Origin of the sequence: Micromonospora rubida, from assembly GCF_009908295.1 — a bacterium.
Lineage (GTDB): Bacteria > Actinomycetota > Actinomycetes > Mycobacteriales > Micromonosporaceae > Micromonospora > Micromonospora rubida.
In genome coordinates, this window is record NZ_JAAALO010000004.1 from 971,411 (window position 1) to 997,884 (window position 26,474).

The window sequence follows — 26,474 nt, forward strand, 5'->3', positions numbered from 1 at the left end:
CGCGGGGCGGCTGGCGGGCTACCCGGCATCGATGCCGACCGCCTTCGCGCTGGCGGCCCAGAGGCGGGCGGCGAGTCGCGGGTCGGCGGCCTTGCGCAGCGGGCGGCGGGGTCGCCGGTCGGCGTAGTAGCCGCCGGACGTCAGCCTGGCCGGCTCCTGGTCGGCGAGCCAGACCAGCGTCTCGGCGCCCTTCTCCGGGCTGCGGAACGGCAGGACCCGCATGCCCAGGGCCACCAGCCGGCTGTCCGCGCCGAACCGGGTCCGCACCACACCCGGGTGGAAGCAGTACGCGGGGATCTCCGGCCACCGCCGGGCCGCCTCGGCGGTGAACAGGATGTTGGCCTGCTTGCTGGTGCCGTACGCGCGCATCGGCCGGTAGCCGCGCAGCGTGGCGTTGAGGTCGTCCGGGTCCAGTACGCCGCTGCGGTGCGCCCCGGAGGCGGTGGCCACCAGCCTGCCGACCCGATCCCGCAGCAGGGTGCTGAGCAGGAACGGGGCCAGGTGGTTGGCCTGCATCGACAGCTCGAACCCGTCGATGGTGGTGACCGGGCGCAGCACGATCGCCCCGGCGTTGTTGGCCAGCACGTCGATTCGGTCGTACGCGGCGCGTAGCCGTTCCGCCAAACCCCGCACGTCGTCGAGGACCGCGAAGTCGGCCCGGAACAGCTCGGGCCGCTCGCCGCTGGCGTCCCGCACCCGGTCGCCGGCCGCCTGGAGGCGGGCCGGGTCCCGACCGACCAGTGCCACCTGGTCTCCGCGACGGGCCAGGTCCACGGCGGCGGCCAGTCCGATGCCGGAGCTCGCCCCGGTCACCACCACGACCCGACGCCCAGTGAGATCTTCCACAGGTCCATTCACCCCGGTCACGGCACGAGGTTACCGTGGCGTCACAAACACCTTTGCGATCGTTAAGTCCGCCGGCGCGGCGGGCCCCGTCAGCCCGTCGGCCGCCCGCCGACGCGGGAAGGAGCGCATCCATGGCCGCTGTCGGTCGCCCCCGCCGATCCTGCCTCGCCGTGCCCGGTTCCAGCGTCAAGATGCTCGGCAAGGCCCAGGGCCTTCCCGCCGACCAGGTCTTCCTGGACCTGGAGGACGCGGTGGCCCCGCTGGCCAAGCCGGACGCGCGCAAGAACATCGTGGCCGCGCTCAACGAGGGCGACTGGGCCGGCAAGACCCGGGTGGTCCGGGTCAACGACCTCACCACCCCGTGGACGTACCGGGACGTGATCGAGGTCGTCGAGGGTGCCGGCGCCAACCTGGACTGCGTCATGCTGCCGAAGGTGCAGAACGCCGCCCAGGTGCAGTGGCTGGACCTGACGCTCACCCAGATCGAGAAGACCCTCGGCCTCCAGGTCGGCCGGATCGGCATCGAGGCCCAGATCGAGAACGCCGCCGGCCTGGTCAACGTCGACGCCATCGCCGCCGCGTCGCCCCGGGTGGAGACCATCATCTTCGGGCCGGCTGACTTCATGGCCTCGATCAACATGAAGTCCCTGGTGGTGGGCGCGCTCATCCCCGACTACCCGGGCGACCCGTACCACTACATCCTGATGCGCATCCTGATGGCCGCCCGGATGCACGACAAGCAGGCCATCGACGGCCCGTTCCTGCAGATCCGGGACGTCGACGCGTTCCGGGAGGTGGCCGGGCGGTCGGCCGCGCTGGGCTTCGACGGCAAGTGGGTGCTGCACCCAGGGCAGATCGACGCCGCGAACGAGGTCTACTCGCCGGCCCAGGCCGACTACGACCACGCGGAGCTGATCCTCGACGCGTACGAGCACTACACCTCGGAGGCGGGCGGCCGGCTCGGCGCGGTGATGCTCGGCGACGAGATGATCGACGAGGCGTCCCGCAAGATGGCCCTGGTGATCGCGGCCAAGGGTCGCGCGGCCGGGCTGACCCGCACCTCCAGCTTCACGCCCGAAGCGGGGTGAGCCGGTGCCGCCCCGGGTCCCGGGGCGGCACCGGACCGTCGTGCCGTCCGCGCGTCAGTAGCTGCTGCTCGTGCTGCTCGTGCTGCCCGCGTAGATCGCGATGCCGATCATCACGATGTAGAAGATGATCCCCAGCACGATCAGGCCGGTGAGGATCCAGCCGACGATGATGGCCGCCTTCGCCATTCCCTCCCCGCCCTCGCCGGTCTGCCGGATCTGCTTCTGGGCGACGTGACCCATGATCGCGCCGACCGGCGCGGTGATGCAGGACGCGAAGCCGACCAGGGCGAGTACGAGCGCCGCGATGGCCAGGCCGTTGGTCCTCGGCGGCTGCGGGTACCCGTACCCGGGGTAACCGGCCTGCGGGTAGCCGGCGGGTGCGTAGCCGGGCACGGCGTACGGGTCGGCGGCGGCCGGCGCGGGCTGCGCCGACTTCATCCCCGCGTACGGGTCGACGGGCGCGTACGGGTCCGTGCCCGTCGGCTGGCCAGGGACAGGCTGCCCGCTGACCGGCAGGGTGGGGTCGACCGGAGGGTTGGACGGCTGGGACCAGGGGTCGGTGCCGGACGGCGGCGGATATGTCATCGGTTCTCTCCGTCTGTCGAGGGTGCGCGGTCAGGGTAGCCAGGCCCGCCCAGAACCGGCGCCCCCGTTACCGGGTGCCGCGTTGCCCGGCGGGGGCGCAGCGGGCAGGATCGCGGGCATGGCAGCAGACGCGCGGTCCGCGGACCGTTCCGGAAGCCGACCGCGGCGGGACGCGAGCCGACCGGGCCTGGCCCGCCGCGGCCGGGTCACCGCCGCGACGGCACCGGCCGAGCAGGACGCCCCGGCACCGTTGGCCGACCCCGTAACCATGCGGCTCGACGGCAGGGTCGCCCTGGTCACCGGGGCCGGCAGCCCCGACGGCATCGGGTACGCCACGGCCCGTCGGCTGGCCGATCTGGGCGCCCGGGTGGCCATCGTGTCCACCACCCGGCGCATCCACGAACGGGCCGGCGAGCTGGGGGTGACCGGGTTCGTCGCCGACCTCACCGACGAGTCGGAGGTGGGGGCGCTCGCCGACGCGGTCGCCGAGCAGCTCGGCGACGTGGAGGTGCTGGTCAACAACGCCGGCCTGGCCAGCCGGGCCAGCCCCGAGGTGCTTCGCCCGGTGGCCCAGCTCAGCTACGCGGAGTGGCACGGCGAGATCGACCGGAACCTGACCACCGCGTTCCTGTGCAGCCGCGCGTTCATCGGCGGGATGGCCGAGCGTGGCTGGGGACGGATCGTCAACCTGGCGGCCACCGCCGGCCCGGTCAACGCCCTGCCCACCGAGGCTGCGTACGCCGCCGCGAAGGCGGGCGTGGTCGGCCTGACCCGGGCGCTGGCGATGGAGATGATCGCCGACGGGGTGACGGTGAACTCGGTGGCCCCGGGGACCATCCACACGGCAGCCTCCACCGTGGCGGAGATCCGGCAGGGGCTCGGCACCCCGGTGGGCCGCCCCGGCACCCCGGACGAGGTGGCCGCCGCGATCGCGTTCCTCTGCTCGCCCGCCGCGTCGTACATCACCGGGCAGATGCTGGTGGTGGACGGCGGCAACAGCGTGCGGGAGGCACAGTTCCGCTGACCAGTCCCGGGGCGGCGGACGGGCGTCAGTTGTAGTAGCCGCCCCAGAACGCCAGCGCGCTCCAACCGCAGCAGGCCAGCAGGCCGATCACGGTGAAGAGGTAGCCGAGGATCAGGCCCCAGGTGGCGAGCTGGTCGCCCTCCTCGCCGGTGCGCCGGAGCTGCTGCTTGGCCACGTGCCCGAACACGATGCCGGCGGGCGGGAAGACGAACGCGAAGACCAGCGACAGCACGGCGAGGATGTTCGTCCCCCGGGCGGGCGGCGGCTGGCCGGGATACTGCCCGGGCTGGCCGTACTGCCCGGGCTGGCCGGGCTGCCCGTAACTCTGGGGTGGGCCGTACTGGCCCGGTTGCTCGTACTGCTCGTATCCCGGGGGCGGGCCCGACTGGCCGGGCTCGTAGGGCGGTGGCTCGTACGGCGACGGCGGCTGGTCCGGCTCCTGCGGTGGATAACTCATGTGGTCCCTCCCGCGCACCCCTGGTGACCTGCCCTGTTGCGGACGCTACCCGCAGCGGTGAACCTTTTCACAGCGGTTGTGTGGACTGGTCAGCTTGGCCTCGCCGGCCGGGAGGCCGATACTGACCGAGCGTTCAGTTACCCATGAGTAATGCGCCGATCCCCGGAGGCTGAGATGGCCCGACTCGCCCAGACGCCCGGCCTGACCGACGTGCAGCGGTCGATCCTGGAAACCGTCCGGGAGTTCGCCGACAGGGAGATCATCCCGCACGCGCAGCGGCTGGAGCACGCCGACGAGTACCCCACCGACATCCTCGACGGGATGCGCGAGATGGGGCTGTTCGGCCTCACCATCGCCGAGGAGCACGGTGGGCTCGGCGAGTCCCTGCTGACCTACGCCCTGGTGGTCGAGGAGCTGTCCCGGGGCTGGATGTCGGTCTCCGGCATCGTCAACACCCACTTCATCGTGGCGTACCTGATCTCCCAGCACGGCTCGGCCGAGCAGCAGGCCCGGCTGCTGCCGCGGATGGCGACCGGCGAGGTACGCGGCGCGTTCTCCATGTCCGAGCCGGAGTGTGGCTCCGACGTCTCGGCGATCAGGTCCAGGGCGGTCCGCGACGGCGACAACTACGTCCTGAACGGCCAGAAGATGTGGCTGACCAACGGGGCGTACTCCTCGGTGGTGGCCACCCTGGTCAGGACCGACACCGGCGCCGACTCGGTGTACGGCAACATGAGCACCTTCCTGCTGGAGAAGGAGCCCGGCTTCGGCGAGACTGCGCCCGGCCTGACCATCCCCGGCAAGATCGACAAGATGGGCTACAAGGGGGTCGAGACCACCGAGATGGTCCTCGACGGCGTCACCGTCCCCGCCGCCAACGTGCTCGGCGGGCCGGACAAGGTCGGCCGCGGCTTCTACCAGATGATGGACGGCATCGAGGTCGGCCGGGTCAACGTCGCGGCCCGCGCCTGCGGCATCTCCATCCGCGCCTTCGAGCTGGCCGTCGCGTACGCCCAGCAGCGGAAGACCTTCGGCCAGCCGCTGGCGAAGCACCAGGCGATCGCCTTCAAGCTCGCCGAGATGGGCACGAAGATCGAGGCCGCGCACGCCCTGATGGTCAACGCCGCCCGGCTCAAGGACGCCGGTCAGCGCAACGACGTCGAGGCCGGGATGGCCAAGCTGCTCGCCTCCGAGTACTGCGCCGAGGTGGTCCAGGAGGCGTTCCGCATCCACGGCGGCTACGGCTACTCCAAGGAGTACGAGATCGAGCGGCTGATGCGGGAGGCCCCGTTCCTGCTCATCGGCGAGGGCACCTCGGAGATCCAGAAGACGATCATCTCCCGTGGCCTGCTCAAGGAGTACAAGCTCTAAGCCAGCATCACAGTCAACCGAGGCGGGTCAGCCCGGCAGCGGCGCGCTCGACGATGAGGCAGCGGTCCTCGACGTAGTCGATCCCGGCCTCCTCGGCGATCCGCCGCGCCTCCGGCGAGACGATGCCGAGTTGCAGCCAGACCGCGGGCGCGCCGATCGCCACGGCCTCGCGGATCACCCCGACCGCGTCCCGGGCCGGGCGGACCACGTCGACCAGGTCGACCGGGTGCGGGATGTCGGCCAGCGACGCGTACGCCCGCTCGCCGAACAACTCGTCGACCGTCGGGTTGACCGGGATGATCCGCCAGCCGTGCCGCTGCATCTGCGCCGGCACCCGGTGTGCGGCCTTGCTCGGGTCGCGGGACGCGCCCACGACGGCGATCACGGCGGAATCGGCGAGGATCTGCTGAGCGGTACGCACCCGCCGACTCTAGCCGGCCTGCCTGCGGGTGTTGCGGGTGAAGTACAGGCCGTGCCGTCGGCGATGAGGTCGCCGGCCTCCGTGGTGATGCCCCTGAGTGAACCGGTAGGCCGGTCATCCGGCGAAGCCGGGGTGTCGAGAGTGCGGACGGGTAGCGCCGGGCAGTGCCGGCGGCAGGGGTGGAGCCGCCGGCACTGCCCGCTCGGAACCGCCCTCGTCCGGGGGAGCGGAGAGGCTGTCCCAGCGCATGGCCATCATTCGAACACGTGTGCGAATTGAGCGCAAGTGGCCTGCCGGACACCAGGGCCCGGGCGGTCGCCCGGCCGGAGGAGGATGTAGCCATGGAGACGTCGACCTTCGTCTACGACGGCGACTGCGCGTTCTGCACGAAGTGCGCCCAGTTCATCGAGCACCGTATCCCCACGGGGGTGCGGGTGCTGCCCTGGCAGTTCGCCGACCTCGACGCGCTCGGCCTGACGGAGGCCGAGTGCGAGGAGGCCGTGCAGTGGGTCGGCGCGGACGGCTCCCGGGCCGCCGGCCCGGACGCGATCGCCAGGCTGCTCGGCGACAGCGGCCCGCTCTGGCGGGTGGCCGGGGCCGGCCTGCGGTTCCCGCCGGCCCGCATGGCGGCCTGGCCGGCGTACCGCTGGGTGGCCCGTAACCGGCACCGGCTGCCGGGCGGCACCGCCGCGTGTTCGCTGCCCCAGGAGGCGCGGGGGCGGCTCTACGGCCCGGCGGGACGGCCCACCACGCGGCCCACCCGGCCGCGCGGGACCGCCTCGGTCAGCCAGCCGGTCATCGGTCCGCCTGCCAGCTGACCACGATCTCGTCGGCCCAGCGGCCGGTCGGGCTCGGCGACGTGCCGGCTCTGCTGACCCTCGATCCCCGCGACGACCGGGCCCGCGGCGACGGCCCTTACCCGGGACGCGACGACGTCCGGGCCCCAGATCTGGGGCCCGGACGTCGCGGTTGTCGGCTCAGTGGTTGTGCTCGGCCAGCTTCTTGCGGACGTCGTCCATGTCGAGGCCCTGAACCTGCTCGATGAGGTTCTCCAGGGCGGACTCGGGCAGGGCGCCCGCCTGGGAGAAGACGATCACGCCGTCCCGGATCGCCATGATCGTCGGGATGGAGCGGATGTCGAACTTGGCGCCCAGTTCCTGCTGTGCCTCGGTGTCGACCTTGCCGAAGACGACGTCCGGGTGCTTCTCCGCGGAGCGCTCGTAGACCGGGGCGAACCGCTTGCACGGGCCGCACCACTCGGCCCAGAAGTCGACGAGGACGATGCCATCGCTGCCCGCCACCTCGTCGAAGTTCCCCGTGGTCAGCTCAACGGTTGCCATTTGCACTCTCCGATCACCGCGGAATCAACTACGCCTCCTGGAACCAGGACGGGTGCCCACGAATTCCCGGCAGGTCGGCGCCGAAACCCCGCCGGACGGCTGGCGGGAGCGCAGGGGCATCGACCTGCATCTGTCGTCCCTGGCTTACGGCGTGCACATGCATGACGCATTTGCGTGACGAGCCGTGATGGGAGCGCTTCCATGGTTGTGCGGCCGGGCGGCGTAGCTCTGTCGGTGATCTGATGCCTGACAAGCACCGATCCGACCTGCGGAGATCGCTCCGGAATTGGTCACTGGTCACGCAGAGTATTGTTACGAAAAGATAAATGTGACGTCGGTCTCTGTTCGTTTGGCACTGCGGTGCGGCAGAATCTGTCGCATCAGAGCGTGGGCGGCGGGTGCCGGGGAGGGCCCCGCCGCTCATTGCGTCTCCCCCAAGTGCCGCCGCCGGTGTGACAATTTCCCGGCCGGCCCGCCTGGGCCCCCGCCTTAACACTCGATAAGGCATGCTGGCCCGAACTTCGTCGCCGCCATGAAGGGGACATCGATGCAGTTCGGCCGCTACTACGAGGAGTTCGAGGTCGGCGCGGTCTACCGGCACTGGCCGGGCAAGACCGTCACCGAGTACGACGACCACCTCTTCTGCCTGCTCACCATGAACCACCACCCCCTGCACCTGGACGCCCACTACGCCGAGTCGGCGAGCCAGTTCCAGCGCAACGTGGTGGTCGGCAACTACATCTACTCGCTGCTGCTCGGCATGTCCGTCCCCGACGTCAGCGGCAAGGCCATCGCGAACCTCGAGGTCGAGTCGCTGCGGCACGTGGCCCCGACCTTCCACGGCGACACCATCTACGGCGAGACCACCGTGCTGGACAAGCGTGAGTCCGGCTCGAAGCCGGACCGGGGGGTCGTCTCGGTGGAGACCCGCGGCTACAAGCAGGACGGCACCATGGTCTGCGTCTTCCGCCGCCGGGTGATGGTCCCCAAGCGGGAGTACGCGGCCGCCGCCGTCGGAGAGGGCGTCGACCCGGATCGGCCCAGCTTCCCCGAGCCGCGCTGACCCTCCCGTCCGGCACCGGGCCCCTCCCCGCCGTCTTCCGCCGGGTTGGGGCCTTTTCCCTGGTCGGAGGCTTATGCTGGCGCCGGAGGTCCCCATGAGCCACTCCGTCGCCGGAGAGCCGCCCTCTGCCGGCCGCCGCGCCGCGCCGCTGACCACCGCCGTCTACTCCGCCGCCGAGTGGGACCTGCTGACCGGGCTGCCCGGCCGGGTGCTCGTGGCCGCCGCCACGCCCGCCCCCGGGCGCCCGTCGCGGGGCGTCGCCGCTGGGCTCGCCGGCATGGACGCCGTGGCGGCGGGCCGTGCCTTCGACAGCGACCTGGTCCGTGCAGTGGTGGCCGCCATCTACGCCCGACACGACGGGGCGCCCGCCCCGGCCGGCCGGCTCACCGACGTCGTCGACCTGCTGGCCGCCTGCCGGGCCGCGGTGCGGGTGCTGCGCCGCCGGGCCGACCCCGCCGACTCGGCCGCGTACCGGCAGTGGGTGCAGTCGGTGGCGGCCCGGGTCTGCCGGGTCACCGCGGGCGGCGCCCCGGCCCCGGTGGACGCGCCCGCCGCGTCGGCCGACCGGCGCTTCCTGGACCGGCTCGGCGGGGCACTCGACCTGGTCTGATCAGGCCGCCCGCCAGCCGCCTGCGACCGGTTCCGGGGCACCCTACGGCCGGCGGGCGGCGGGCGGACCGTACCCTCTTCAGACCGTGACCGGTGACCAGCTCGAAGTCGGCGTGGGGCCGTGGCCCGGCGACCGGCCGGACGACCCGCGGTACGACCCGGAGCTGCTCGCCGGGGGCGACCGGCGCAACGTGGTGGACCGGTACCGGTACTGGCGGCGGGAGGCCGTGGTCGACGACCTCGACCGGCGTCGGCACGACTTCCACGTGGCCGTCGAGAACTGGCAGCACGACTTCAACATCGGCACGGTGGTCCGCAACGCGAACGCCTTCCTCGCCGCCGAGGTGCACATCGTCGGGCGCCGGCGGTGGAACCGGCGGGGCGCCATGGTGACCGACCGGTACCAGCACGTCCGTCACCACGAGACGATCGACGAGTTCGTCACCTGGGCGGCGGGGCGGGACCTGCCGGTGGTCGGCATCGACAACCTGCCCGGATCCCGGCCGCTGGAGACGACCACCCTGCCGCGCGGCTGCGTGCTGCTCTTCGGCCAGGAGGGCCCGGGGTTGTCCGAGACCGCCCGGGCGGCCTGTGGCCAGCTCTTCTCGATCGCCCAGTACGGCTCGACCCGATCGATCAACGCCGGGGTGGCCAGCGGCATCGCGATGCACGCGTGGATCCGGGCCCACGCCGGCCCGCCGCCCGACTGAGCCGCGGTCCACACCGCTGCGCCGCCCGGGTCCGGGGCGGGCGTCGGCCCGATGACCCTGTGCCCGTGATCGGGCACGGTCGGTGGAATCCCATCCCGACGCGCCGGGGAAACGGCCGCTCGACTTGACTGCCCCGCCATCCGGGGTGACGGTGGAAACGTGAGTGTCGCGGTGAGTTGTCCGAGGTGTGGTGGATCCGTGCGGGAGCCGGACCTGATGCACACCGAGTGGCGGTGCCTGCGCTGCGGGCCGGTGCCGCCGTTGCACGTGCCCGAGCACATCGGCGCGGAGATCATGGCCAGCGTGGTGGACCGGGTCGCCGGCGCGGTGACCGGGGCGGAGCCGGCCACGCCGGTCTGGTGCCCCTGGCCACTGCCGCCCGGCTGGACCCTCACCGGCGTGGCGTACGCCGGCGACGAGCGAACCGGGGTGCGGGCCACCGCGATCGCCTGCGCCGGGCCCGAGCCGCTCGGCGGCGGCCCCGCCGATCTGGTCTTCGTGGCCGAGGAGCCGGGCGTGGGCCTGGGCACCCGGCTCGCCGGGATGGCGGGCCCCGATCCGGGCCCGCAACTCGCCGAGGCGTTGAACGAACCCGGCCCCGGGCATCCGGAGCACATCGGACAGGCCAGGATCCGGGTGGCCGGCCACCCGACTCCACTGTGGCTCGTGAATTCTCCGACAGATCGAAGCGCGTACGCCGGCGAGGCTCGGGGAATGTGGCTTCATGCGATAGCCTGGCCGGCGAGTGCGGGGCATCTGCTCGCCGAGGACGTGGAGTTGCGCGACCTCACGGAGTGGACGCCGTCCGAGCTCGTGTACGGCGCACCGTCCCCTTACCTGCACGGGAAGGCCTGACAAGTCTCCCGTTCTGTCGGGGAACGGACGCAAAGATTCACTGTACGACACCTTACTGATACTCTGGGTGCCGCTGCGGTAAATGGACCCGGCGCCAGCGCGAGAGGATGGCCCGCCATGGTCAAGAAGGTCCTCACCTGGGCCGGTATCGCATTTTTGATCTTCTTTGTCGCCTACCGGCCGAACTCGGCGGCAGACGTCTTCAAGTCGATCGGTGGCGGCATCATGGACATCGCCCAAGGCTTCGGCGACTTCTTCACCAGCCTCATCGCCTAGCCGCCGATGGGAAGCCCCTCCGGCCCCCCCTTCGATCCCGACGACCCCGACCGTGGGCGCCGGGACCGAGACACGGAGCCGATTCCCCGGGTCCGGCCTGACGACGTGCCGGGCTCCCGCTCTGGTCCCTCGGACGGCCCCCCGTTCTCCGACGACGTCGGCTACGGCGAAGGCCCGTACGCGGGCGAGGGACGCTCCGGGCGTGCCTGGGTCCGCGACCCCGAGGCCGGCTACCAGGCGCCGCAGATCTCCGAGGACGAGCTGGCCGGCCTGCGGGTCGACGCCTCCGGCATGCCGCTGGGCCCCCGGCGGGTCCTCCCGCTGGAGGACGAGCCCAGCTCGCTCGTCGCCCGCTACCTCTTCCCCACCGAGCGATACCGGGGCGAGTGGAAGCGGCACTGGATCCACCTCACCACGCCGATCCTCGTGGGCATCGCCGCGACCTTCGTCCTCGGCTACCTCTCCGGCTTCCTCGCCGGGCAGGACGTGGGCGCGCTGACCACCATCGCGGTACTGCTCTGGTTCGCCGTGATGGGCTGGGTCGCGTGGAAGGTCGCCGACTGGTGGTACGACCGCTTCATCCTGACCAACAAGCGGGTGATGGTCGTCAACGGCATCGTCACCCGCAAGGTCGCGATGATGCCCCTGGCCCGGGTCACCGACATGAAGTACGAGCAGAGCCCGACCGGCCGCGCGCTCAACTACGGCACCTTCGTGTTGGAGTCCGCCGGCCAGGACCAGGCGCTCCGCGAGATCAAGAACCTGCCCAACCCCAACGAGCTCTACCTGCGCGTCGTCGAGGAGATGTACGAGCCGCAGGCAGTCGAGGCGCGGTTGGGCAAGGAAGCGGACGAGGCCAAGGCCGACGACGGCGCCTGAGAATTCCGTCCGAACATCGGAGGAACAAGGCACCAATCGCCGTCGACCCACGCGCCCCGGCGTGGCAGCCTGCCAGCAGGGCACGGGGGTGCGGGAGGTGGGCGTGGCCGGCAGGGACCCGCTGGAGGAGGAGTTCCGTGAGTTCGTCGCGGCCCGTTCCGGTGCCCTGCTGCGCACCGCGTACCTGCTCGCCGGGGATTGGGCCACGGCCGAGGACCTGCTCCAGACGGCCCTGACCAAGACGTACCTGGCCTGCCGGCGACTCGGCGGGATCGAAGCGATCGAGCCGTACGCCCGCCGGGTCATGGTCAACACCTCGACGAGTTGGTGGCGGCGGCGCTGGCACGGGGAACGGCCGACCGAGGTGCTGCCCGAGCGGGCCGGGACCGACGAGATCGAGCAGCAGCTCGACCGGGACGTGCTCTGGCGGCACCTCAGGGCGCTGCCCAGCCGGCAACGGGCGGTGCTGGTGCTGCGCTTCTACGAGGACATGTCGGAGGCGCAGACCGCCGCGCTGCTGGAGATCTCCCCGGGAACGGTGAAGAGCCAGACGTCCCGGGCGCTGGCCACCCTGCGCCGCAGGCTGGGCGAGCAGGCGGCCCTCGACCTGCCCGACCTGCCCGGGTCGACGCGGTCCGCCGGCCGGGAGGCGACGCGTCGCCCGTACCGGGCGACGGTGTCCGACGCCCCGGTCCCGGGCCGCGCCGGCCCGCGCCCCGGCGCGTCCCGGACGCCGCCGCGCCGGCCCGCACCGGCCGGGGAGCCGTCGCGCGTGCCGGCACCCGCCTCGCCCCGCATGCCGGCCGAGGCCCAGCGTGCCGCCGGCGCCCCACGCCGCAGCGGCCACCCGAGGGACTCGGCGCCGGCGGTCGCCGCCACCCCGCCGGCAGCCCTCGCCCCGGTGGTCGCCGACGCCGTCGCGGCCGACGGTCGCCCGGCCGACGCCGTCGGGGCGTCGACCCGGGCCGTCGGCGCGGAGAGGCGGTGAGCGGCGTGCCGATCCCCGCTGACAACCGGACGGGGGACCCCGGGCGTCCAATGGATGTGCCGAGAGACGAGCTGGAGCGGGCGGTCCGGGAGACGCTGTCCCGGCAGGCCGCCCTGCTCCGCCCCCTCGCCGTGGACCCGGCCGGCCTGGTCATCCGGCGTGCCAACCGCACCCGTCGCCGCCGGACCCTGGCCGGCATCGCCCTCGCCGGGGCGGCCACCGTGCTGGTCAGTGCCGGCGTGGCGCAGTTCGGTGCGCAGGCGGGCCACCCGACAACCCCGACCGTGGTGCTCGGTGACCCGCGTGGGGCCACCGCCGGCCCGGCCCCGAACCTGGCGGCGAGCCCGTCGGCCGGGCCCGCCCGATCGCTCCCCGGTCCGGGCGGCTCCGCCGTGGACCTGATCGTCGGCACGACCCTGCGCACCACCGGGAACGCGAGCATCCCTCTCGGGCTGGGCGCGGTCGACCGGGCCCAACGCATCCCCGACCAGGGCGGCTGGCTGGTGGTGAGCGGTCCGACCGCGGCGGGCCGGAGCCTCGTCTCCGTGCGGCCGGGTGGCAGCAGCCAGGTGCTCCTCGCGGGCGCGGAGACCATCGCCGTCGCCACCACCGGTCGGCAGGTGGCCTGGCGGGACGGGGACCGGATCACCCTCGCCGGAATCGTCGGCGACCGCCTGGTCGCGGTCACCAGCACGGCGGCCCCCGGGCCGGCCGTCCCGGTCGGCTTCGTCGGCGACGCCGTCCTCGTGCGCCTCGACCCCACCCGGCCCGGGTACGCGGTGTGGCGGCCGGCTGTGGGTGGGCTCTCCGCCGGGGCCGGGGGCGACGTCCTCGCCGTCCACGGGACGCTGCCGGACGGCCGGGCGGTCGGCGTGGTCACCACCGGTACGCCCGGCCGGCCCTGCCTGGCGCTGCTCGACCCCGCCCGGAACCTCGCCGTGATCCGTACCGCCTGCGGGCCGATCCTCGACGCCGACGGGTTCGGCGCGGTCTCCGCCGACGGCCGCTGGCTGCTGGTCAACGGCCGCACCGGCACGTCGAAGGCCGCCGGGGCGCTCCTGATCGACCTGGCCACCCTCGACGGGACGCCGGTGGCCCGCCGCGCCGGTCCCGCGCTGGCCGGTGTGGTGGCCTGGACCCCGGCCCGGACCGCCGGGTACGTCGACGGACGCGGCTGGCTCGTGCAGGTGCGCACCGACCGGGTGCTCGCCGGGGAGCCGGCCGACGCCGCCCCGGTGTCCGGCGTCGATCCGGGCGGCCGGCCGGTGGTCGTCACCGACGTGGCCCCCTGACCTCCCGTCCTGACCTCCCGTCCTGGCCTCTCGCCCTGGCTGGGGCCGTGCCGGCGGCGGGTAGCGTCGGGCGATGACCCCGCACCCCGGGCCGGCAGCCCGCATCGACCTGCACACCCACTCGACGGCCAGCGACGGCACCCTCACCCCGGCCGAGCTGGTCCGGGCCGCGGCCGACGCCGGACTGGACGTGCTGGCGATCACCGACCACGACACCACCGCCGGCTGGGCGCCCGCCGTGGCGGCGCGGCCCCCCGGGCTGACCCTGATCCGGGGCGCGGAGATCTCCTGCCGCTGGTACGGGGCCGAGCCGGCGGTGGCGCTGCACCTGCTCGCGTACCTCTTCGACCCGGACCACCCGGAGCTGGTCGCGGAGCTGGCCCGGATGCGGGCCGGCCGTGAGGTGCGCGGGGAGCGGATCGTCGAGCTGCTGCGCGCCGACGGCGTCGAGGTGAGCTGGCCGGAGATCCTGGCCGGGGCGGCCGGCGGGACGGTGGGCCGGCCGCACATCGCCCAGGCGCTGATCCGGGCCGGGCTGGTGACCACCACCATCGAGGCGTTCGGGTCGGCCTGGCTGGGGGAGCGCTACCGGCTGCCCAAGGAGGATCTCGACGTGTTCCAGGCGGTCCGGCTGGTCCGGGCGGCCGGCGGCGTGCCGGTCCTCGCCCACCCGAGGGCCAGCCGGCGGGGGCCGATCGTGCCGGACGGGCTGATCGTCGAGCTGGCGGGGGCCGGCCTCGCCGGGCTGGAGGCCGACCACGAGGACCACTCGCCCGCCGAGCGGGCGCACGTGCGGGCGCTCGCCGCCGAGCTGGGCCTGTTCGTCACCGGCTCGTCCGACTTCCACGGCACCCACAAGACCGTCCGGCTCGGCGCGTTCACCACGGCCGCCGAGGTGTACGAGCGGATCCTGGCCGAGGCTGGCGGGGTGACGCCTGTCGCTTGACCTGATCCGTATCCACCCGCGCGGCTACCGTGTCCGGGTGGATCCCAAGCTCTTCGGCGAGGTCTTCGTGACCCTGCTGGTCATCGTCGACCCGCCGGGCATGATGCCGATCTTCCTCGCGCTCACCGGGCCGCTGTCCGCCCGCGACCGGAACCGGGCGGCGTGGCAGGCCGTGGCGCTGGCGCTCGGGGTGATCGTGGTTTTCGCCGTGGCCGGTCAGACCCTGCTCGCCTACCTGCACGTGGACCTGCCGGCGCTCCAGGCGGCCGGCGGGCTGCTGCTGGTCCTGGTCGCCCTGGAGCTGCTCACGGGCAAGACCGACGACCCCACCCAGCAGTCCACCTCGAACATCGCCCTGGTGCCGCTGGGCACCCCGCTGCTGGCCGGGCCAGGCGCGATCGTGGCGACCATGCTCTTCGTCCAGCAGGCCGACGGGGTTACCGACTACGGCTCCATCGCGACGGCCATCGTCGCGGTGATGCTCGCGGTCTGGCTCGTGCTGCGCTTCTCCGGCGGGATCGTCAAGATCCTTCGGCCGGGCGGGATCGAGGTGCTCACCCGGATCGCCGGCCTGCTGCTGGCGGCCATCGCCGTGCAGCTCATCGCCGACGCCGTCGCCGCCTTCGTCACCCAGTACATAAACATGGCCTGAGCCGACCGACCCGACGCGCCGACCGGGTCGGGCGGAGCGTCGTACCGGGGTGGCAGGATCGGTGGGGTGCGACGAGCCTCCTCACCCGGACGATCCACCTCCGGTCGGGCCCCCCGGGCCCGCGCCGGCCAGCCCGAGCAGCTCGGCTTCGACGGCATGCCGGAGCGGCTGTTCGTCTGCACGCCCAGCAAGCTCGGCGCGTACGCGGACTGCGCCCGCCGCTACCGCTACTCGTACGTCGACCGGCCGGCCCCGCCGAAGGGCCCGCCCTGGGCGCACAACTCGCTCGGCGCGAGCGTGCACACCGCCCTGAAGAACTGGTACGCGCTGCCCGCCGACCGCCGCCGCCCGGAGGCGCTGGGCGTGCTGCTCAGGGGCACCTGGGTCCGCGACGGCTACCGCGACGACGAGCAGGAGCGGGAAGCGTACCGGCGGGCGCTGGGCTGGCTGGAGTCCTACGTCGACACCCTGGATCCGGAGGCCGACCCGGTCGGCGTCGAGCGGGTGGTGGCGGTCAAGACGGCGGTGCTGGCGTTCAACGGCCGCACCGACCGGATCGACTCCCGGCCCGGCCCCGACGGCCCGGAGCTGGTGATCGTGGACTACAAGACCGGCCGCGCCGGAACGGACGCCGACGACGCGCGCGGCTCCCAGGCGCTGGCCCTCTACGCGTACGCCGCCGAGCGGGTGTTCCGCCGGCCGTGCCACCGGGTGGAGCTGCACCACCTGCCCACGGGCACCGTCGCGGCGCACGAGCACACCGCCGAGTCGCTGGCCCGGCAGCTCACCCGCGCCGAGGAGACCGCGCGGGACATCATGGCCGCCGAGCGGGCCGTCGCCGACGGGGCCGACCCCGACGAAACGTTCCCCACCACACCCGGGCCGCGCTGCGGCTGGTGCGACTACCGCCGCACCTGCCCGACCGGCTCGCAGACGCCGGGCAAGGAGCCCTGGGCGGCGATGGAGCGCACCGCCTGACCGGCACCGCACGCACCGTCTGACCGGCACCGTGACGCCGCCGGGGCGGGCCAGGACCGGCCGGGGTCAGGCGGCGACGCCGGCCGCCCGCGCCTTTGCGGCCTGCTGCATCGGGCCCTCCCGCCAGCGGCGCGGCAGGGCAGCCAGGGCGAGCCGCAGGGCGCGCACGCTGAGGTCGGCCGACAGTTCGGTGGTCGGTAGCCCCAGACCGCCGTACATCCGGCGGGCCCAGGGCGGCAGCAGCGCGAACGCGGTGCCGGCGACGCCGAGGTACGCGAACCGGGCCGGCCCGAGGTTCAGCCCGACCCGGGCCGGGAGGCTGAGCTTCCACGGGATCGGCGGCACGGTGAGGAAGACGGCCGTCTCCGCCGCCTCCCGGGTGATCCGCAGGTCCGGCCGGACGCGCCGGTAGTACTCCGCCACCTCCGCCGCGGTGCCGGGCACGTCCGCCGGGTCCAGCCCGACCAGGGCCGCCACCCGGCGCTGCTCGCCGTAGTAGCCGTCCACCTCGGCGTCGGTCAGCCGCAGCCCGGCGCGGCGGGCGGTGCTGAGGAACGACTCCACCTCGGCCACGTGCACCCAGCACAGCAACTCCGGGTCGTCGACGCGGAACGGCTCCCCGGTGGCCGGGTCGGTGGCGCGCAGCCGGGCGTGCAGCCGGCGTACCCGTGCCCCGGCGGCCTCGGCCTCGGCGGTGGTGCCGTAGATGGTGGTCGCCACGTACGTGGCGGTGCGGACCAGCCGCCCCCACGAGTCGGCGCGGTAGTCGCTGTTCTGCGCCACCCCGGCCATGGCCCGGGGGTGCAGCGCCTGGAGGTAGAGCGAACGCAGGCCGGCGACGATCAGGATCGGCTCCCCGTGCACTTTCCACGTGACCGATCCCGGACCGAACAGGCCGAGGTCATCGGAGTCCACCTGACCAAGGGTGCCACGCCCCGAGCCCGGTCGGCGGGGGGTGACGTCAGTCGTCGGCGGAGCGGCGGGCCTGGCAGGCCGGGCAGAGCCCCCAGAAGGTGACCTCCGCCTCGTCCACCTCGAAGCCGTGGGCGATGGCCGGGTCGAGGCAGGGTGCCTCGCCGACCGCGCAGTCGATGTCGGCGATCTCGCCGCAGCTTCGGCACACCACGTGGTGGTGGTTGTCGCCGACCCGCGCCTCGTACCGTGCGGGGCTGCCGGCCGGCTCGATCCGGCGGGAGAGACCGGCCCGGGACAGCGCGCCGAGGACGTCGTAGACGGCCTGGGTGGAGACGGAGTCGAGGCGTTCCCGCACCCGGCGGGTGATCTCGTCGACCTCCAGGTGACCGCCGGCGGCGAGGACGCCCAGCACGGCGAGGCGCGGCCGGGTGACCCGCAGGCCCCTCGACCGAAGCAGCTCCTCACCACCGGACATGAGGTCAATGACAGCACGGCCCCCACCAGGCGACAAGCGAGCTCCTTGACCGGGTGGCCAGGACCACAGCAGGCCGTCGCCCGGGGCCCGGGCTGAACCGGGCAATCGACGCGTGCGTGTACCCGATCGTCAGCACTGCCGTGGCAGCGGAGCGTCGTACGCTGGCTGCCGCGGACCGCGTCCACTGGAGGTGTCGGGTGTTCAGGGAGATCAACGGGCTGCCAGGCCACGTTCTGATGATTCACGCCGCCGTGGTGTTCGTTCCGCTGCTGGCCGTGCTGGCCGCCGCCTACGGGCTGCTGCCGAGGTGGCGCCCCCGGCTCGGCTGGGCGGTGGCCGCCCTCGCGGTGGTCACCCCGATCGTCACCTGGGTGGCGACGGAGTCGGGCGAGGCGCTGGAGGGGGCGCTGCGGGAGAAGGGCTACCCGCCGCAGATCCTCGACCAGGTCCACGAGCACGCGGAGTACGGCGGGACGCTGCTCTGGTTCACCGTCGGCCTCGCCGTGGCGGCCCTCCTCCTGCTGCTGGCGACCCGCAACGACGACCGGGTCTCCCGGCTGCCCTCCTGGGCGCCCCTGCTGCTGACCGTGGTGGTGGTCGTGCTCGGGCTGGCCTCGCTGGTCTACGTCTACCTGACCGGCGACACCGGAGCCCAGGCGGTCTGGGGCGGCACCCTCTGACCGTCCGTGCGGCGAGCCGGCCCGGTCAGAAGATCGCCCGGGAGCAGAGCAGGCAGAGCAGGGCGACCAGCACCACCCCTGCGGCCCCGCCGACACTCCAGGTGACCCACTGGGCGCGCTGCTCCTCCACGTCCAAACCGGCCGTGTCCTGTGGCGGCAGGCGTCGGGGCGGCGCCGCCCGCAGGTGCACCGGGGGCCGCCAGCCGGGCGGCGGAGGCGTGGTGGGCGGCGGCCCGCCGTACCCGGCCGCCGGGCCGGGACTGTCGGCACCGGCCGGCCCTACCTGGCCGGGGGCCGCGCCGCCGCTGCCGGGGGCGTCCGGCGGACGGCGCCAGTAGTCGTCGTCGGGGCGGTCACCGCTGGGCGTCGTCACGCCGTCCGACGCTACCAACCCCTGCGCCCCGTGGCCGACCGGACGCGGGCCGGAGCCGGTACTCTTGCCGCTCGTGAGCATCGACCCGGGGACGCAGGCGCGCGGCGACGACGACCGCGCCGTCGAGCTGAGCGACGACTTCGTGGTGCTGCCCGAGCAGACGGCCGACGACACCGACCGCGGTTGGGGCGAGCGGTCCGGCGGCAACGACGACTGGCTGCTCGCCGAGCGCCCGCCGCACTGGGGCTGAGCCCCGCCGCCCGCCGTCCCGGCCCGCCTCGGACGTTCGGACCTGCCGGTCGGCGTGCCCCTCGGGCGCTCGGCTGTGCTGTCCCGCTTGGCCGTGCCGTGGGTCCCGCGCGGCGTCAGCCGCGGACCACGATGGCGAACCGGCTGCCCTCCGGCAGCCCCACGGCGCGCTGCGCCTGCTCGGGGCGCAGCGCCAGGTAGAGCGCCGAGGAGCCGTCCGCCGCGCCGGCCCCGACCACGTCGAGCACCAGCGCGCGGGACGCCAGCAGGTCGGCCTCGGTGGCCCGGCCGCCGGCCGGCACGGCGAGCAGGTCGACCCGGGCGCCGGGGCGGACCACGGCGAGCGCGGCGGGTTCGGCCAGCCGGACCGGGACGCCGACCGCCCCGTCGGGCAGGGGCAGCGCGGACGGCGGGCCGCCGGTGGACGGCGACGGGCCCGGGCCGGGGGAGCCGGAGCCATTCGGTGGTGGCGGGCACCCGGCCGGGGTCTGGAGGACCGCCGCGGCGAGCCCGAGGAGGGCGGCGACGAGGGCGGCGCGCAGCAGCGCGGACCGTCCCGGAAGCCGGGGCCGGCGCATCGGCCGCAGTGATCCCGTGCCCGCCCCGGTGATCGCCATCCGGTCCTCCCGCCTCTCCCCGGGCGCCGCAGTGGCACCGGGGCACCCGCCTCGCCCGGCACCGTGGTGGCGCCGGGAGCAGCAGGCTAGGCCGGGAAGGGCCGGCCCCGCCCGGGTCGGGGCGGGGCCTGTGGACAACCGGGCCGCCTGTGGACAACCCCCACGCGGCGCGGCGATCTGCTAGGAAGCCGGGTCAGGAGGAGCTGGAACCGCTGGCCGCCGGGGCCTTCGACGTGCCGCCCGAGGACGACGACCCGGACGACCCGGATGCCCCGGACGACCCGGACGCGGTCGACGAGCCCGAGGACCCGCTGGTCGAGCCGCCGGACGTGCTCGACGACGACCCGGAGTCGCCGGACGACGACTCGGACTTGGCCGGCTTCTCGGTGCCGCTCTTGGCCGGGTCGGCCCCGGCGCGGGAGTCGGTGCGGTAGAAGCCCGAGCCCTTGAAGACGATGCCGACCGAGTTGAAGACCTTGCGCAGCCGTCCCGCACACGCCGGGCACTCGGTCAACGGCTCGTCAGAGAAGGACTGCACCGCCTCGAGCTGCTGACCGCACGCGGTGCAGGCGTACTGGTACGTGGGCACGTTCTCCTCCGGATGATCTGGCACGGCCGGTTGGCACTCGACTCATTCGAGTGCCAATGGTGCGTCATCGGACCCGGGTTCGTCCAGCGGAAGTGCCGGGATCGACCCGGGGCCGCCTGTCAGCGTACGCAGCCCCGCCCCGGGGTCGACCACCGCGCGGACCGGGCGGTCGTGCGGCTCGACCGGGAGATGTTCGCGCAGTTCACCGTCGTGCAGCAGGGCCACCGTCAGGGTCTCGTCGCCGACCCGGGCCAGCGCCCGGTCGTACGAGCCGCCACCGCGGCCCAGCCGCCGCCCGTGCCGGTCCACCGCCAGGGCCGGCACCACCACGAGTTGGGCGGCGGTGACCGCCGACCGGCCGAGCCGGGGGCCGGTCGGCTCCCGCAGCCCCCGCCCGGCCGCGACCAGGCAGCCGGGGCCGGTGTACGCCGCCCAGTCCAGGTCGAGGTCGTCGCACAGCACCGGCAGCAGCAGGTCGGCCCGGGGCGGCAGCGCCGCGTGCAACGCCTCCGGCAGTTCCGGGCCGCCCGGCTCGGAGCCCACCGGGACGTATGCGGTCATCAGGGTCGGGCGCAGCCGACGGACCAGCTCGACCAGCGCGGCCCGGACGCTCGCCGCCGCCTCGGCCCGGGCCGACGTGGGCAGCGCGCGGCGGCGGGCGAGTAGGTCGACCCGGGCAATCCGCTTCGCCTCATGGGCCACTTCCGCGTCATCAGAAAAATCAGGCACGCAACACTCCTGACGCAACGTTCCCCACCCGGTCGCACTGTGTCAGCATCGCAAGCATCGGGCGCGGAACTGCCGGGGGGAAGCGTTGACGCTACGCGGGCGGTTGACGGCAGCCTTCCTCGCGGTGGTGCTCGGCCCGGTCCTGCTCGGCGCGCTCTTCGTCGGCTCGACCATGGCGGCCGTCGACCGCAGCCGTTCGACGGAACGGCTCGGGCTGGCCGCGGCGAGCGTGCGTACCTCGGTCGACGCCCTGTGCCAGCAGTTGCGCGCGGCGGCCGACGCGGTCGCCCTCGTCGCCGACCAGGCCGGGCGGCCCGGCGCGGCCGGGCAGGTGGTGAGCCGGGGCCTGGCCGCCGCCGTGCTGGTCACCGACGTGGCCGGCGGAGTCCTCTACACCACCCCCGGTGCCCCGGCCGGGCCCTGGCGGGACTGCTCCGCCGACGACCTTGCCGGGGGGGCGGTCCGTGCGCTCACCGCGCGGGTCGGGCTGCGCGACCGGGCCGGCGCCGACCTGGGCACGGTCGCCGCGGCCCAGCCGGTCGACCCGGGCTTCGTGGCCCGGCTGGCGGCGGTCACCGGCGTCGCGGTCACCCTCCTCGACGACGCCGCCGGCGTCGCGCACACCACCGAGGCCCCGGGGGTACGCGACGCGGTCCTCACCGCCGCGCGGAAGGTCACCGGCGACCGGGTCACCGAGACCCTGGACGGCCGGTACGTCCGCCGGGTGGGCCCGTCGCCGGGGCAGCCGCTGCCGCTGGTGCTCTCCGTGCCCAGCGAGCAGCCCCCCGGCCTGCACGCGGCGCTGGTCGGCGCGGTGGTGCTGGCCGGGCTGCTGGCGGTGGCGGTGGCCTGGCGGCTGGCCCGGGTCACCACCCGGCCGCTGGTGGAGCTGGCCGGCGCGGTGGACCGGGTGGCCCGCGGCGACCTGGGCGCCCGGGTGCCGGTGCGCAGCCGCGACGAGATCGGCCGGCTCGCCGCCGCGTTCAACCGGATGACCCGGGAGACCGACTCCTACGTTCAGGCGCTCACCAGCAGCCGGGACCAGTTACGCGGGCATCTCGCGGTGCTCGGCGACACCCTGGCCAGCACCCACGACCTACAACGCATCCTGCGGGTGATCCTGCACAGCGCGATCGCCGCGACCGGGGCCCGGGCCGGGGCGGTGCTCCTGGTCGACGGCGGGGTGCTGGTGGGGCGGTGCGCCGAAGGGCTGGACGGGCGCTGGCCCGCCGCCGGGCCGCCGCCGGACGCCGCCGACCCGGTGCCGCCCGGCGACGCCGATTCGGCCCGGCCCGACGACGCCGATTCGGCCCGGCCCGGCCCCATCGACCCGGCCCGGCCCGCCGGTGCCGGCCCGGCGGCGCTGCGGGTGCCGGTGGGACGCGGGGTGGTCGGCGCGGTGGCGGCCACCGGTGAGCCGTGCCGGGGCCGCGTCGATCCGGCGGCCGAACCGACCGGGGAGCCGCGCTGCGAGACGTACGTCGCAGTGCCCTTCGCCACCCCCGGCGGCCTCGCCGACCGGGCCGGCGCGGAGCCCGCGGCGGCGCTCGGCGTGCTGGTCCTCTACGACCGGCTCGGCGGGGACGAGTTCGACGACGACGACCTGGTCACCCTGCGCACCTTCGCCGGGCACGCGGCCGTGGCGGTGGACAACGTCCGGGTGCACGAGGAGGCCCAGCGGCTGTCGCTGACCGACCCGCTGACCGGGCTGTGGAACTACCGCTACCTGCGCGAGTCGATTCGCCGGGAGGTGGAGCGGGCCAGCCGGTTCGGCCGGATGCTCAGCGTCCTCGCGCTGGACCTGGACCGCTTCAAGATGGTCAACGACACCTGGGGCCACGCCGCCGGGGATGCGGTGCTCGCCGAGTTCGCCCGCCGGCTCCGGGGCGAGATCCGCGAGGTGGACCTGGCCTTCCGCCAGGGCGGGGAGGAGTTCGTGCTGCTGCTGCCGGAGACCGACGCGCGGGGCGCGACCACCGTGGCCGAGCGGCTCGGCGCTGCCGTCCGGGACGTCCCCGTCGCGCTGGACGGGCCCGGAGGGGTGACCATCGGGGTGACCGTCTCCGTCGGCATCGCCGTGTACCCGGACCACGCCACCACCGGCCAGCAGGTCCTCGACGCCGCCGATGCCGCCCTGTACGCGGCCAAGGCGGCCGGCCGGGACACCTGGCGGCTGGCCGAGGCGCAGCCCTGGCCCCCGGTGGAGGAGATCGCCGTGCCGGCCGCCGCGGTCAGCCCCTCCGACGGACTGCCCCGGGCGGGTGTGGCGATCGACGGGCGGGACTCCCCGGCCCGCGTCACGGCGGCGGTCGGCCCGGTCGACCTCGACGCCGGGCGGCCGGAGGTGCCGGTGGCGCGGTCCGGGCCGGGCGGCGCGTCTTCCGGTCCTCACCCGTCGCGGCACGCCTCTGGCCGATAGTCTCGCGACATGTCGGAGCACTCAGCGAACCCCTCACCGGCCGCCGCAACCGGTCGTTCCCGCGCCGTCAAGGCCGTCATTCCCGCTGCCGGCCTGGCTACCCGGTTCCTGCCGGCGACCAAGGCGGTGCCCAAGGAGCTGCTGCCGGTGGTCGACCGGCCGGTGCTCCAGTACATCGTCGAGGAGGCCACCCAGGCCGGCATCGGCGACGTGCTGCTGATTACCGGGCGCGGCAAGACATCGATGGTGGACCACTTCGACCGGCGGCCGGACCTGGAGGCCCGGCTGGAGGCCAAGGGCGACACCGAGCGGCTCGCCGCCGTGCGCGGGCCCAGCGAGCTGGCCGAGATCTACACCTGCCGTCAGCCCGAGCAGCTCGGGCTCGGTCACGCCGTCGGGTACGCCGAGTCACACGTCGGGGACCAGCCGTTCGCGGTGCTGCTCGGCGACGAGTTCGTCAAGCCGTCCGAGCCGTTGCTGCCGGCGATGCTGGAGCTTCAGGCCCGCACCGGTGGCGTCGTGCTGGCCTTCTTCGAGGTCGACCCGTCCGAGACGAAGCGGTACGGCATCGCCTCCGTCGAGCCGGCCGAGCCGGAGCTGGCCGACGTCGGCGAGGTCGTGAAGGTCACCGGCATGGTCGAGAAGCCGAAGCCGGAGGACGCCCCGAGCAACCTCGCCGTCCTCGGCCGGTACGTGCTGCCGGGGCGGATCTTCGACGCGATCCGGCGGACGAAGCCGGGCAGCGGCGGGGAGATCCAGCTCACCGACGCGATGGAGCTGCTGCGCACCGAGGGCGTGCCGGTGCACGCGATCGTCTACCGGGGCACCCGCTACGACACCGGCATGCCGCTGGGGTACCTCCAGACCGTGGTGCAGATCGCCTGCGAGCGCGACGACCTCGGCGCGGAGTTCCGCAAGTGGCTCGGCGAGTTCGTCAACAACGGCGACGAGACCGTCACTGCGGCGATCCTGAACGGGATGCACGACGCGTCGGGCGGTCCTAATACATGACCGCGACGGCCGACGCCGAGGCGGCCGCGAACGAGTTGACGCCGCTCGCCGACTACCTGGGCAGCGTGCTGCGCAGGTTACGCGCGCTGCCTCCGCTCGACCTCGACCTCACCCAGGCATACGGCAACGTCCTCGCCGAGGACGTCGTCGCGCCGCACTCCTTCCCGGCCTTCGACCAGGCGGCCGTGGACGGATACGCGGCCCGTTGGGAGGACCTCTCCGGCACGGGCCGCGCCACCGGGTACCACCCGGGCCCGCCCGGGTCCCGCACCGTGCGGCTGAACGTGGTCGGGGACCTCGGCGCGGCGAGCTGGCGCCCGGTCCGGCTCACCCCGGGCTCCTGCTTCTCCGTCGCGGCCGGGGCGCCGCTGCCGGTCACCGCCGACGTGGTGGTGCCGGTGGAGTGGACCGACCAGGGCATGGCCGCCGTGGAGATCTTCCGCACCCCCAAGCGCGGGTACGGGGTGCGCCGCGCCGGTGAGGAGCTGCCCGCCGGCATGCTGCTCGCCCGCGCCGGCACGTACGTGTCCCCGGCCCTGGTCGCGGTGTTCGCCGCCACCGGCATCGGGCACGTGGTGGTCCGGCCCTGCCCCCGGGTGGTGGTCGTGGCCACCGGCGACGAGCTGGTCGACGTGGGCCGGGGCAGCCAGCCCGGCCAGGTGGTGGACGCCAACTCGCACGCGCTGACCGCCGCCGCGGCCGAGGTCGGGGCGTTGGCGTACCGGGTGGGCATCTGCGACGACGACCCGGAGGGGCTGCGCGGGCTGCTGGAGGACCAGACCCTGCGCGCCGACCTGATCATCACCACCGGCGGCACCGGCACCGGGCCGGGCGACATGGTGCGCCGGATCCTGTCCCGCCGGGAGGGGGGCCGGGCCGGGCCGGTCACCTTCACCGAGGTGGCCCTCTATCCCGGCACCGCCCTCGGGTTCGGTACGGTCGGCGCCGAGGAGGTGCCGGTGGTCTGTCTTCCCGGTGAGCCCGGAGCGGCGCTGATCGGCTTCGAGGTGCTGGCCCGTCCCGCCATCAACCTGCTGGCCGGGGCCGAGCCGGTGTTCCGGCCGAGCGTCCGCGCGCACCTGCTGGAGACCATCACCTCGCCCGGTGGGCTGCGCGAGTTCCGGCCCGCGCACGTCGCCGAGCGGCGCGGTGGCGGCTACACCGTCCAGCCGCTGTCGGGCGGGCCGTTCACCCTGTCCGGGCTGGCCGAGGCGAACGGGCTGATGGTGCTCGGCGAGCGGGTCACCGCCGCCGCCGCCGGCTCCACCGTGGACGTCCTCCTGCTGGATCGGCGCCGGTGAGCCCGAGGAGTGAGCTTGCGAGCCCCGCAGTCGCGAGCGGAGGGCGGGCTCGGTGAGCTCTCTGTGGTCCGGCCGGTCGCCGGGCTGGCCGGTGGTGCTCGCGGACGGTCCGGTGCTGCTGCGGCCGTACCGGCGCTCGGACGCGGCGGCCTGGTCGGAGGTGCGCCGCGCCAACCGGGCCTGGCTGGCCCCCTGGGAGTCCGCGCTGCCCGGGAGCTGGGACGAGCTGAACTCGCCGGCCGCGTTCCGCTGGGTGCACCGGGACCAGCGCCGTTCGGCGCGCACCGGTGAGGGGATGCCGTTCGCGGTCTGTTTACGCGAGCAGGAGCGGGAGCGGCTGGTCGGGCACCTCAACATCGGCAGCATGGTCCGGCGGGCGTTCTGCTCCGCGTACGCCGGATACTGGGTGGACTCGCGGGTCGCCGGGCAGGGAGTCATCCCCACCGCGCTGGCGCTCGCGGTGGACCACGCCTTCGGCCCGGGTGGGCTGCACCGGATCGAGGTGAACATCCGGCCGGAGAACAAGCCGTCCCGCCGGGTGGTGGAGAAGCTGGGCTTCCGTGAGGAGTCGTACCACGTGCGTTACATGCACATCGACGGTGCGTGGCGTGACCACATCGGATACGCCATGACCAGCGAGGAAGTGGCCGCCGAGGGCGGCCTGCTGGCCCGCTGGCACCGGCTTCGCGCGACCGCCGGGTGAAGCGGCCCACCTGCGCCTGATCGGCGCGGCGCA

At 74.3% G+C, this 26,474-nt stretch carries 32 protein-coding genes and 1 pseudogene; 22 read left to right on the forward strand and 11 right to left on the reverse strand.

Translation table 11 applies throughout. The features are described 5' to 3' along the window. Positions 1 to 18 precede the first annotated feature (18 nt). Positions 19 to 846 carry an SDR family NAD(P)-dependent oxidoreductase gene (locus GVV04_RS19050; protein WP_161689342.1) on the reverse strand — a complete coding sequence of 276 codons (828 nt, stop codon included), beginning with the start codon at positions 844 to 846 and terminating at the stop codon, positions 19 to 21. A 131-nt stretch (positions 847 to 977) separates the two neighbouring features. Between GVV04_RS19050 and GVV04_RS19055 the strand changes: the two genes are divergently transcribed. Beyond that, positions 978 to 1,934 carry an HpcH/HpaI aldolase/citrate lyase family protein gene (locus GVV04_RS19055; protein WP_161689343.1) on the forward strand — a complete coding sequence of 319 codons (957 nt, stop codon included), beginning with the start codon at positions 978 to 980 and terminating at the stop codon, positions 1,932 to 1,934. 54 nt (positions 1,935 to 1,988) lie between these two features. On the opposite strand, the gene GVV04_RS19060 is transcribed toward GVV04_RS19055, so the two are convergent. Beyond that, a complete protein-coding gene (locus GVV04_RS19060; RefSeq protein WP_161689344.1) occupies positions 1,989 to 2,519 on the reverse strand; it encodes a DUF4190 domain-containing protein in 531 nt (176 codons plus the stop codon). 187 nt (positions 2,520 to 2,706) lie between these two features. Between GVV04_RS19060 and GVV04_RS19065 the strand changes: the two genes are divergently transcribed. Next, the gene (locus tag GVV04_RS19065; RefSeq protein WP_407938819.1) at positions 2,707 to 3,543 is read left to right on the forward strand and encodes an SDR family NAD(P)-dependent oxidoreductase; all 837 of its coding nucleotides are present in this window, start codon (positions 2,707 to 2,709) and stop codon (positions 3,541 to 3,543) included. A gap of 25 nt (positions 3,544 to 3,568) precedes the next feature. Here GVV04_RS19065 and GVV04_RS19070 read toward each other — a convergent pair whose 3' ends face one another. Beyond that, a complete protein-coding gene (locus GVV04_RS19070; protein WP_161689346.1) occupies positions 3,569 to 4,000 on the reverse strand; it encodes a DUF4190 domain-containing protein in 432 nt (143 codons plus the stop codon). Positions 4,001 to 4,174: 174 nt separating this feature from the next. Between GVV04_RS19070 and GVV04_RS19075 the strand changes: the two genes are divergently transcribed. Next, on the forward strand, positions 4,175 to 5,371 hold the full coding sequence (locus GVV04_RS19075; RefSeq protein WP_161689480.1) for an acyl-CoA dehydrogenase family protein: 1,197 nt from the start codon (positions 4,175 to 4,177) through the stop codon (positions 5,369 to 5,371). A 13-nt stretch (positions 5,372 to 5,384) separates the two neighbouring features. Here GVV04_RS19075 and GVV04_RS19080 read toward each other — a convergent pair whose 3' ends face one another. Next, on the reverse strand, positions 5,385 to 5,792 hold the full coding sequence (locus GVV04_RS19080; protein ID WP_161689347.1) for a CoA-binding protein: 408 nt from the start codon (positions 5,790 to 5,792) through the stop codon (positions 5,385 to 5,387). 341 nt (positions 5,793 to 6,133) lie between these two features. Between GVV04_RS19080 and GVV04_RS19085 the strand changes: the two genes are divergently transcribed. Continuing rightward, positions 6,134 to 6,610 (forward strand): thiol-disulfide oxidoreductase DCC family protein, encoded by a 477-nt coding sequence (locus GVV04_RS19085; protein WP_328822451.1) that lies wholly within the window; start codon positions 6,134 to 6,136, stop codon positions 6,608 to 6,610. A gap of 159 nt (positions 6,611 to 6,769) precedes the next feature. Here GVV04_RS19085 and trxA read toward each other — a convergent pair whose 3' ends face one another. Next, positions 6,770 to 7,132 (reverse strand): thioredoxin, encoded by a 363-nt coding sequence (gene trxA, locus GVV04_RS19090; RefSeq protein ID WP_161689348.1) that lies wholly within the window; start codon positions 7,130 to 7,132, stop codon positions 6,770 to 6,772. A 547-nt stretch (positions 7,133 to 7,679) separates the two neighbouring features. On the opposite strand from trxA, the gene GVV04_RS19095 reads away from it, so the two are divergent. From GVV04_RS19095 to GVV04_RS19140, 11 genes are all read left to right on the forward strand, one after another. Beyond that, entirely contained in the window at positions 7,680 to 8,195 is a 516-nt protein-coding gene (locus GVV04_RS19095; protein ID WP_161689349.1) for a MaoC family dehydratase, read from the forward strand. A 73-nt stretch (positions 8,196 to 8,268) separates the two neighbouring features. Beyond that, the gene (locus tag GVV04_RS19100; RefSeq protein WP_201753608.1) at positions 8,269 to 8,805 is read left to right on the forward strand and encodes a hypothetical protein; all 537 of its coding nucleotides are present in this window, start codon (positions 8,269 to 8,271) and stop codon (positions 8,803 to 8,805) included. Positions 8,806 to 8,890: 85 nt separating this feature from the next. Continuing rightward, the gene (locus GVV04_RS19105; protein ID WP_161689351.1) at positions 8,891 to 9,514 is read left to right on the forward strand and encodes a TrmH family RNA methyltransferase; all 624 of its coding nucleotides are present in this window, start codon (positions 8,891 to 8,893) and stop codon (positions 9,512 to 9,514) included. Between the two features lie 171 nt (positions 9,515 to 9,685). After that, entirely contained in the window at positions 9,686 to 10,369 is a 684-nt protein-coding gene (locus GVV04_RS19110) for a DUF6758 family protein (RefSeq protein ID WP_328822462.1), read from the forward strand. Between the two features lie 117 nt (positions 10,370 to 10,486). After that, complete coding sequence (locus GVV04_RS32255) at positions 10,487 to 10,645, forward strand: hypothetical protein (RefSeq protein WP_165878125.1); 159 nt, start codon at positions 10,487 to 10,489, stop codon at positions 10,643 to 10,645. Positions 10,646 to 10,651: 6 nt separating this feature from the next. After that, the gene (locus GVV04_RS19115) at positions 10,652 to 11,524 is read left to right on the forward strand and encodes a PH domain-containing protein (RefSeq protein ID WP_161689352.1); all 873 of its coding nucleotides are present in this window, start codon (positions 10,652 to 10,654) and stop codon (positions 11,522 to 11,524) included. Positions 11,525 to 11,585: 61 nt separating this feature from the next. Continuing rightward, the gene (locus GVV04_RS33240) at positions 11,586 to 12,512 is read left to right on the forward strand and encodes a SigE family RNA polymerase sigma factor (RefSeq protein WP_328822452.1); all 927 of its coding nucleotides are present in this window, start codon (positions 11,586 to 11,588) and stop codon (positions 12,510 to 12,512) included. Between the two features lie 50 nt (positions 12,513 to 12,562). Continuing rightward, positions 12,563 to 13,804 carry a hypothetical protein gene (locus tag GVV04_RS19125; protein ID WP_161689353.1) on the forward strand — a complete coding sequence of 414 codons (1,242 nt, stop codon included), beginning with the start codon at positions 12,563 to 12,565 and terminating at the stop codon, positions 13,802 to 13,804. 73 nt (positions 13,805 to 13,877) lie between these two features. Then, positions 13,878 to 14,750: a PHP domain-containing protein gene (locus GVV04_RS19130; RefSeq protein WP_161689354.1), complete on the forward strand. Its 873-nt coding sequence runs from the start codon at positions 13,878 to 13,880 to the stop codon at positions 14,748 to 14,750. 37 nt (positions 14,751 to 14,787) lie between these two features. Further along, on the forward strand, positions 14,788 to 15,402 hold the full coding sequence (locus GVV04_RS19135) for a MarC family protein (protein WP_161689355.1): 615 nt from the start codon (positions 14,788 to 14,790) through the stop codon (positions 15,400 to 15,402). 66 nt (positions 15,403 to 15,468) lie between these two features. Beyond that, on the forward strand, positions 15,469 to 16,380 hold the full coding sequence (locus tag GVV04_RS19140) for a RecB family exonuclease (RefSeq protein WP_161689356.1): 912 nt from the start codon (positions 15,469 to 15,471) through the stop codon (positions 16,378 to 16,380). Between the two features lie 66 nt (positions 16,381 to 16,446). Here the strand turns inward: GVV04_RS19140 and GVV04_RS19145 are convergent, their stop codons facing one another. Beyond that, a complete protein-coding gene (locus GVV04_RS19145; RefSeq protein ID WP_161689357.1) occupies positions 16,447 to 17,295 on the reverse strand; it encodes an oxygenase MpaB family protein in 849 nt (282 codons plus the stop codon). Positions 17,296 to 17,341: 46 nt separating this feature from the next. After that, positions 17,342 to 17,770: a Fur family transcriptional regulator gene (locus GVV04_RS19150; protein ID WP_161689358.1), complete on the reverse strand. Its 429-nt coding sequence runs from the start codon at positions 17,768 to 17,770 to the stop codon at positions 17,342 to 17,344. Positions 17,771 to 17,967: 197 nt separating this feature from the next. Here GVV04_RS19150 and GVV04_RS19155 point away from each other — a divergent pair, with 197 nt between their 5' ends. Then, on the forward strand, positions 17,968 to 18,450 hold the full coding sequence (locus GVV04_RS19155; RefSeq protein ID WP_161689359.1) for a DUF2231 domain-containing protein: 483 nt from the start codon (positions 17,968 to 17,970) through the stop codon (positions 18,448 to 18,450). A 25-nt stretch (positions 18,451 to 18,475) separates the two neighbouring features. Here the strand turns inward: GVV04_RS19155 and GVV04_RS19160 are convergent, their stop codons facing one another. After that, positions 18,476 to 18,823 carry a hypothetical protein gene (locus GVV04_RS19160; RefSeq protein WP_161689360.1) on the reverse strand — a complete coding sequence of 116 codons (348 nt, stop codon included), beginning with the start codon at positions 18,821 to 18,823 and terminating at the stop codon, positions 18,476 to 18,478. Positions 18,824 to 18,887: 64 nt separating this feature from the next. On the opposite strand from GVV04_RS19160, the gene GVV04_RS19165 reads away from it, so the two are divergent. Next, entirely contained in the window at positions 18,888 to 19,073 is a 186-nt protein-coding gene (locus GVV04_RS19165; RefSeq protein ID WP_161689361.1) for a hypothetical protein, read from the forward strand. Positions 19,074 to 19,188: 115 nt separating this feature from the next. Here GVV04_RS19165 and GVV04_RS19170 read toward each other — a convergent pair whose 3' ends face one another. Continuing rightward, positions 19,189 to 19,689, reverse strand: coding sequence for a flagellar biosynthesis protein FlgA (locus GVV04_RS19170; protein WP_161689362.1), 501 nt, complete (start codon positions 19,687 to 19,689; stop codon positions 19,189 to 19,191). 149 nt (positions 19,690 to 19,838) lie between these two features. On the opposite strand from GVV04_RS19170, the gene GVV04_RS34420 reads away from it, so the two are divergent. Continuing rightward, on the forward strand, positions 19,839 to 20,123 hold the full coding sequence (locus GVV04_RS34420) for a hypothetical protein (protein WP_328822464.1): 285 nt from the start codon (positions 19,839 to 19,841) through the stop codon (positions 20,121 to 20,123). A gap of 14 nt (positions 20,124 to 20,137) precedes the next feature. Here the strand turns inward: GVV04_RS34420 and GVV04_RS34425 are convergent. Continuing rightward, positions 20,138 to 20,302: pseudogene (locus tag GVV04_RS34425) on the reverse strand (FmdB family zinc ribbon protein); the annotation flags it as partial. A gap of 18 nt (positions 20,303 to 20,320) precedes the next feature. After that, entirely contained in the window at positions 20,321 to 21,007 is a 687-nt protein-coding gene (locus tag GVV04_RS19180) for a 5-formyltetrahydrofolate cyclo-ligase (protein ID WP_161689363.1), read from the reverse strand. 85 nt (positions 21,008 to 21,092) lie between these two features. Between GVV04_RS19180 and GVV04_RS19185 the strand changes: the two genes are divergently transcribed. The 4 genes from GVV04_RS19185 (at position 21,093) to GVV04_RS19200 (ending at position 26,441) form a co-directional block, all read left to right on the forward strand. Beyond that, complete coding sequence (locus GVV04_RS19185) at positions 21,093 to 23,426, forward strand: diguanylate cyclase (protein WP_201753611.1); 2,334 nt, start codon at positions 21,093 to 21,095, stop codon at positions 23,424 to 23,426. Positions 23,427 to 23,435: 9 nt separating this feature from the next. Beyond that, entirely contained in the window at positions 23,436 to 24,437 is a 1,002-nt protein-coding gene (locus tag GVV04_RS19190) for a UTP--glucose-1-phosphate uridylyltransferase (RefSeq protein WP_161689364.1), read from the forward strand. Further along, complete coding sequence (locus GVV04_RS19195; RefSeq protein WP_161689365.1) at positions 24,434 to 25,738, forward strand: molybdopterin molybdotransferase MoeA; 1,305 nt, start codon at positions 24,434 to 24,436, stop codon at positions 25,736 to 25,738. Before GVV04_RS19190 ends, GVV04_RS19195 begins: the two co-directional genes overlap by 4 nt. Before the next feature lie 61 nt (positions 25,739 to 25,799). After that, complete coding sequence (locus tag GVV04_RS19200; protein WP_161689484.1) at positions 25,800 to 26,441, forward strand: GNAT family N-acetyltransferase; 642 nt, start codon at positions 25,800 to 25,802, stop codon at positions 26,439 to 26,441. The last annotated feature ends 33 nt before the right edge of the window (positions 26,442 to 26,474 follow it).